We start from the raw sequence: 7,417 nt of genomic DNA, 5'->3' as shown, positions 1-7,417 counted from the left end.
CGGTAAGCCGCACCTGCGCTTGATCGCGCTCGTCGGCCTGATCGTGCCGCGCCGGCTGCGCGCCGACTGGCGCCAGGAGTGGCAGGCCGAATTGCAGTACCGCGAGCTGCTCCTCGCCGATTGGCAACGCCTGGATTGGCGGATGCGGTTCAGTTTATTGAGGCGGAGTCTGGGCGCGTTCTGGGACGCGCTCTGGTTGCAAAGTTATCGCTGGGAGGATGACATGATTCAAGACCTGCGTTACGGCATACGAATACTATTTAAGCAACCCGCCTTCACGCTGATCGCCGTGCTGTCGCTCGCCTTAGGCATCGGCGCCAACACTGCCATCTTCAGCCTGCTCGATGCCGTGCTGCTTAAATCGCTGCCGGTCAAAGAGCCGGACAAGCTGGTGCTATTCGGCAAAGGCGAGGAGGGCGGCCTGACCAACAGCTTCCCGCACGCGAGCTGCGACCTTTTCTCTTACCCTTTTTATCAAGAGGTGCGGCAGCGCGACGAAGTCTTTTCCGACGTGGCGGCGCTCTTGAGCATGACCTGGAACGTGCACGGCACGGTCAATAACAACAGCTCGGGCGGCGAGATGCAGCCGCTGCGAGTTCAGCCCGTCTCCGGCACATACTTCTCGACGCTCGGCGTGAATGCGGCGCTCGGGCGCACGTTCACTGAAGCGGATGACCTTACGCCCGGCGGCCACCCGGTCGCGGTCGTCAGCTACGCCTGGTGGCAGAGCCGCATGGGCGGCGACCCGGAGGCGGTCGGCAAGACAATCGCCATAGACCAGACCGCTTACACCATCGTCGGCGTCGCGCCGGCGGAGTTTTTCGGCACGACCGTGGGGCAGGCTCCCGACATCTATGTGCCGCTGGCGATGGAAGCGCAACTGCCGCCGGCCCACTGGAACGTGCGGAACGAGAAGCTCTCTCAGTCACTCTACCTCATTGGCCGGCTCAAAAACGGTGTCAGCGCCGAACAGGCCAGCGCCGCCGTCAATCTGCTCTTCAAACAGTCCTTACAAGAGCTAGCCGGGCCGCAGCCTGCCGCCGAGCGCGCGCAGGCCATCGAGCGCGCGAGCATCGAATTGACGCCGGCGGGCAAAGGCGTCTCTGAGCTGCGCCGCGAGTTCTCGCTGTCGCTGCGCATCCTGATGGCGGTCGTCGGCGTCGTGCTGCTGATTGCCTGCGCCAACATCGCCAACCTCTTGCTGGCGCGCGCCGCCAACCGCCGCAGGGAGTTCGCCGTGCGCATGGCGATGGGCGCGGGGCGCATACGGCTGATTCGCCAGCTGCTCACCGAAAGCATTCTGCTGGCCGGCCTGGGCGGCGGCGCGGGCGTCTTGCTGGCATGGTGGGGCAGCCGCATGCTGATCGGCATGGCGTCGTCGAGCGCCGAGCCGCTGCCCTTGGACGTGACGCCGAACATGCGCATTCTGGGCTTCACGCTGCTGGCGTCATTGCTCTCGGCGGTGGTCTTCGGGACCGCGCCGGCCTTGCGTGCCGCGCGCATCGAGCCGAATGCTGAACTCAAAGGCGGCAGGGGCGCGGCGCGCGCTTCGTCGCAGAGTCCGCTCGGTAAGGCGCTGGTCGTCGTGCAGGTGGCGCTGTCGCTGCTGCTGCTGGTCGGCGCGGGCTTGTTTGTGCGTACGCTGATCAACTTGCAGAGCATCCCGACGGGGTTCAATCAGCGGAACGTCATGCTCTTCGAGATTGACACGTCGGCGCTGGGCCTCAAAGACAAGCAGTACCCGGCGCTGCTGCGTGAGGTCGAAGAGAAGGTGAAGGCGGTGCCCGGCGTCGAGGCCAACGCTTTCGCCTTCCTGGTCTTCAGCCAGGGCGGGTGGACGAGTCTGGTCGAGACGCACGACCTGGCGGAGGCGGATCGTGCGAGCCGCGTCGTCCGGCAGAACGTCGTCGGCCAGGATTACTTCGCGGCGCTGGGCATCCCGCTGCTCGAAGGCCGCGGCTTCGGCCCGCAGGACACCGAGAAGTCGCAGAAGGTCGCGGTCATCAGCGAAACCATGGCGCAGCGTCTCTTCCCCGGCGGCTCGCCGCTCGGCAGGCGCTTCGGCACAAACGGTCCGCAATCGCACGACGAGATTGAAGTCATCGGCGTCGTCAAAGACTCCAAGTACCAGAGCCTGACTGAAGAGGCGCGGCCGGTGGCCTACTACCCGTCTGCGCAGAGCCCGGGGCCGCGCGGCAACCTCATCGTGCGTTTTGCGGGCGCGCCCGACCGGGTCATCCCGCAGGTGCGGCAAGCCATTCAGGAAGTCAACCACAACCTGCCGATTGATGAAGTCTTGAGCCTCGACGAACAGATCGGGCGCTCGCTCACCCAGCCGAAGCTGGTGGCGCGGCTCGCCGCCTTCTTCGGCCTGCTGGCGCTGCTGCTTGCTTGTATCGGACTGTATGGCGTCCTGTCGTATGCGGTGGCGCGGCGCACCAACGAGATCGGCATTCGCATGGCGCTCGGGGCGCAGAGTCGTGACGTGCTATGGCTGATGCTGCGCGAAGCGCTGATGCTGGTCATCATCGGCGTCGCCGTCGGCCTGGCGGCTTCACTGGCGGCAACGCGGACGGCTTCGAGCCTGCTCTATAACCTGAAGCCAAACGACCCGCTGACGATCACGCTGGCGACGTTGCTGTTGCTGACCATCGCTATACTGGCGGGTTACCTGCCGGCTCGCAGGGCCGCCCGCGTCGACCCGATGGTGGCGCTGCGCGATGAGTAGGTAAATCAGGAGGCAGGAAGCAGGAGGCAGGAGGCAGTAATAAAGCCGTGAAGGCAGCAAGCCATGTGATCTTCGCATCATGGCTTGCTGCCTTCTGCATTTGTACGGATGTCTTGACTGCCTCCTGCTTCCTGCCTCCTGCCTCCTGCCTTCTACTTCGTCACATTTCCGCAATCCATCTCGGTGCCGTTGTCGGTGCTGCTCCAGTGCAAGCGGCCCCAGCCGCCATTATTCTGCTCGGAGAAAGTCATTCCGTAAAAGTAACAGGTGCCGTCGTTGCGTTTGACGGCGACCGCGCCGTTGATGGCGCGGCGCGTGATGATGCCGCTGATCGGGTGGCGGTAGAGCGTCCATTCGCGCTCGGTGATCACGGCGCGCACAGGCACGCCGGGCTTGCCCTGGTCGGTCAACATGCCGCGCGTCGCTTCGACCATAGCGCGCTCAAGCGCCGCGTCACCCTGGACCGCTTTGGGCAAAAAGACGTTCTTCAAAGCGATCTTGTGATAAGCGATGGCGCGCTCGGCCATCTTCTCTTGCCCATTCGAGCAATCGATCTCGAACTCGCCTTCGGCCAGGTCGTGGCGGTAACTCATATAGATGGCGCTGACGCGGAAGCCGAGCGTGTGGCTGCGCGGCGAGCATTCGGCGAGCAGCCTGGCGTAACGTGACGAGCCTTCGCACTCTTTCGCCGTCTCAAGCGCCGGCAGCACCTCAATCGGCATGAACGTCCACTGCTCCATCGGCCTGGTCATCGGGTAGTTGAAGCTGGTCATCTCGTTGCCATCGAGGAAGATGGTCATCTGCATTTCGGTATCGCCGGAATGCGCGCCGTCGGCCATCTCGGCAATCGTCCCTTTGAAGTAGGCCGTCGCATAAACCGTATCGGCGAGCGAAAACGTTTTGGCGACCGCCGCGGCGTCTTCCTGGCCGGCGACCAGCGGCTTGCGGCTGTAGACGACCTTTCCGGCGTTCTGCTTGTGGAAGGCGCCGGCGTAGACTTTGCTGCCGAGGTCGCGCTCGACCGCGCCGGCAATGGCTTCGGCATCCTTGCGAATCCTGAGCGCCTGCGGTTGATCGGGGAACGACAACAGCACGCCGTTGGCAAGCATCAGGGCGATGTCGGCGGCCTCGGTCGCGGCGCCGATTGCGCCGGCACCCTTCTTCTTTTCAACGTAGGCTTTCTCGATGGTGGCGTTGATCTCGCCGATCAAAAAGCTGCGCACGAACTCGTCGTACTCTTTCGGGAATTTCGTCAGCAGTTGCTCGACGTGGTCGCTGATCTCGTTGTCTGTGCGCAGGCCGGGATGTTTGGCGAGCGCCTCCTTGACCTTCTTGACGGTCTCGCCATAGCTCAGCTCTTTGCACGATTCAAAGTAGCGCTCGGCGTCGCCCTTCGTCTGTGTGTAGATGCCTTTCCAATAGGTCTGCGGAATCAGGTGCCCCGAGGCGTAGGACATTTTTCTGATGAAGTCTTTGATCTCGTCGAGCGAGTCGTCGCCTGACGGACGGCCATTGCTGCGGTGGTCATTCGCCCGGCTATCATTTGCCTTGCGGTCATTAGCTGAGCCGTCATTAGCTGAGCCGTCATTCTCGTCTTCGCTCAACAACCGGCTGTAACCGGCGATTTCACGCTCATATGCCGCGGTCGAATAATTGGGGTAGAGACTTTTGATGTCACCGATCAGCTCTTTGGCGTACTTCGCCGCGGCGCGCGCGCCTTCGAGGTCGGGCGGATTCTCTTTCAGTTCTTTGCGCAGATCGCTCATGGCCTGTTCCAGGCGGCGCACTTCGATGCGGCTGTCGGTTGCAATGCTCGGCTTGCGCTTTGGCACCGATACTTCGATCTTAATCTGTGTGGCGGCGAGCGGCTCTAAGGCGAACAGCACCGTCAGCGTCCAGATAGCGAATAAACGGGTCATTATCGTTTCCTCCAAAAAGTTGTTTAATTCATTCGCGCGGTCGCGCCGCGGGACGCAACCGGATTTAACTGCACGCTGGTTGAAGGTGGCGCTCGCGGCGCGGTATTACTGGCGGGCGAAAAAAGTTTGGGTGTGGCGCAAGGCGGTTAGCTTGCGCATGGACTCGCGCAAGCTAACCGCCTTGCGCCACATAGCCGCTTCAGGCGAATGGTTGACAATGGCGGAAGCGGCGCGGTCAAATCAGCTTCGGCGTTTTATCAATGAGCGCATCGTGAGGGGCTGTGGCGATCCGAGAGCTTGACGACATTCTTCTGCCGCTGGTCGAAGCCGGCGATGCGGACGAAGCCGACACACGGCTGGCGGCGGTATTGGCCGAGCATGCCGAGCCGGTCATTCGCGGCGTCGTCAAGAACAAGCTGCGCGTGTCGTTGAGCCCCGCAGATGGCAGCGCCGCCAATCAAGACGCGCTTGAGATCGCAAGCGACGTGCAGGCCGCGCTCGTCACCGAGTTGCGGCGATTACGGAGCGCCGAGTCGCGGGAGCCGATCAGCGACTTTCGCGGCTATGTCGCGGTGCTCGCCTTCCACGCCTGCTACCGCTACCTGCGCCGCCGCAACCCCGAGCGCCACTCGCTGAAAAGTAAGGTACGTTATATCCTCTCGCACGCCCCTGAGTTCGCGCTGTGGCAGGATGCAGACGGCGCATGGCTGTGCGACACCACGGCGCGGCGTCGTTCGGCAACCGGGGCGGCGCGCGCCAGGCCGGATGACGAGGCGTTGTCCGCGCGCCTGTTGTCGCGGCTGACCGATCCGGCCGGCACAGACCTCACTGATCTGCTCGCAGCCATCCTCGGAGAGGCGGCGGGCGCGATGGAGCTGGACGAGATAGTCAGCTTCGTCGCCGCCTTGCAGGGCATTCGCCCGATTGCGGAACAGGGCGAAGGCGACGTGGAAGGCGAAGACCGGCAGCGCCAGGGGCTGGCCGACCCGCGCGCAGACGTGGCCGCGGAAGTTGACCATCGTCTCTACCTTGAACACCTGTGGCGAGAGATTGGCGAGCTGCCGCCGCGCCAGCGCCTCGCCCTGTTATTGAACCTGCGCGACGCGCAGGGGCGCGACGTGATCGCTTTATTGCCCATCACCGGCGTCGCCAGCCTGCGGCAGATCGCCGACGTGCTCGGCATACCCGCCGAAGAATTCGCCGCGCTGTGGAACGACTTGCCGATGGATGATGCGCGCATTGCCGGGCGGCTGGGCATCACGCGGCAGCAGGTCATCAACCTGCGCAAGTCCGCACGCGAACGATTGATGCGGCGGATGAAATATCATTGAAGCCACGGGCCGCGCGGTAATATGAGAAGCGCGGCACGCCCTTAACCAGATGGGAAACTGATGGCAGAGCACCTTTCACAAGAGACGCTGACGCGCTACGCGGGCCGCGCCCTGTCGCCGACTGAGTTGCTGGCGGCGGACGATCACCTCGCTGCCTGCGCGGCGTGTCGCGAGCGCCTTGAAAATGATAGCGAGGCGCGCGCCGTCGTTCAGGCATTGCGCGCCGAATCTGCCGCGACTCCTTTCACGCACCTCGACTACGAGCAACTGGAAGCGGTCGTTGACGGCACTGCCGGCGAGGTCGAGCGCCAGATGGTTAGCAGCCACACGCAGGTCTGCGCGGCGTGCGCCGGCGAGCTGAATGAACTGATGGCGCTGAAGGCTCAGTTGCAAGCCCGCGTCGCGTCGCGAGACGATGCGGCTGAAGTGATGAGTCAGCCAGAGGCGCACGGCAACGCGGAACCTGCGCCGGTGGTCTCTTTGAAGGCGTACCAGCAACAGCGCGAGGCGCGTCGCCAGCCGCGCGCCTGGCTAACGCGATGGGCGGCGGCGGCAGCGGCGCTGGCTGCCTGCGCACTGGTCGCGTGGGTGGTGTGGCGTCCGTCGCCTGAGCAAGTGGCCGGCGTGAATCGGAACCCCGGCGTGAGCGAGCCGGCAGCGAACAGCACATCACCCAACGATCAGCGAGCGGCGGCCGATCACAATGCTTCGTCGAAATCCGCGGAGCCAGCGCCGCCGCCGGCTTCGCCTGCGGTTGTCGCGCTTAATGATGGGACGCGGCGCGTGACGCTCGATGCCGAAGGAAGGCTTGCGGGTTTCGATGGGCTTGCGCCTGAAACGGCGCAGGCCGTGCGGCTCGCGCTTGAGCGGCAACGGGTCGAAGCGCCCGCCGGATTGGCGGCCATCACCGAGAACGCCGGCACGCTGATGAGCGGGGCGGGCGACGGCATCGCTTTCAAACTCATCAGCCCCATCGGCACCGCCGTGCGGAGCGCGCGGCCCGTGTTCCGCTGGCAACCACTGGCGGGCGCGACAAGCTATGTTGTGAAGGTGTTCGACGCCGGCTTCAACCGTGTGGCGATGAGCGAGCCGCTCGCGACAACGGCGTGGACGCCGAGCCAACCGCTTGCCGTTGGCGCAATCTATTCGTGGCAGGTGACGGCGGCGAAGGATGGCGGCGAGACGACTTCGCCCGCGCCGCCCGCGCCGCAAGCCCGCTTCAAAGTGATCGAGGGCGCAAGGCTTGCCGAGTTGCGCCACGCCGAACAGAGCTACCCGGATTCGCACCTGCTGCGCGGCGTCCTCTATGCGCGAGCCGGATTGTTAGACGACGCCGAGCGCGAGCTGCAAGCCTTGCTCAAGGCCAACCCCGCGAACGAAGCCGCGCGCAAACTGCTGGCCAGTGTGCATGCGCTGCGGCAGAAGCGATAGGTTCTGTT

Annotated in this window: 4 protein-coding genes; 3 read left to right on the top strand and 1 reads right to left on the bottom strand. The window is 64.2% G+C overall.

Annotated elements, in window-relative coordinates; genetic code table 11:
- Positions 1–2,728 (top strand): ABC transporter permease (locus VJ464_25355; protein ID HKQ08473.1); only part of this gene is annotated, 2,728 nt, incomplete at its 5' end.
- Positions 2,729–2,880: 152 nt separating this feature from the next.
- Here the strand turns inward: VJ464_25355 and VJ464_25350 are convergent.
- Positions 2,881–4,647, bottom strand: coding sequence for a hypothetical protein (locus tag VJ464_25350; protein ID HKQ08472.1), 1,767 nt, complete (start codon positions 4,645–4,647; stop codon positions 2,881–2,883).
- A gap of 281 nt (positions 4,648–4,928) precedes the next feature.
- On the opposite strand from VJ464_25350, the gene VJ464_25345 reads away from it, so the two are divergent.
- Entirely contained in the window at positions 4,929–5,978 is a 1,050-nt protein-coding gene (locus VJ464_25345) for a hypothetical protein (GenBank protein ID HKQ08471.1), read from the top strand.
- A gap of 60 nt (positions 5,979–6,038) precedes the next feature.
- Positions 6,039–7,409, top strand: coding sequence for a hypothetical protein (locus VJ464_25340; protein HKQ08470.1), 1,371 nt, complete (start codon positions 6,039–6,041; stop codon positions 7,407–7,409).
- Positions 7,410–7,417 lie beyond the last annotated feature (8 nt).

It is taken from the genome of Blastocatellia bacterium (assembly GCA_035275065.1).
Lineage (GTDB): Bacteria > Acidobacteriota > Blastocatellia > UBA7656 > UBA7656 > DATENM01.
Note: the sequence above shows the minus strand (reverse complement) of the source record. Positions and strands in the feature narration are given on the sequence as shown.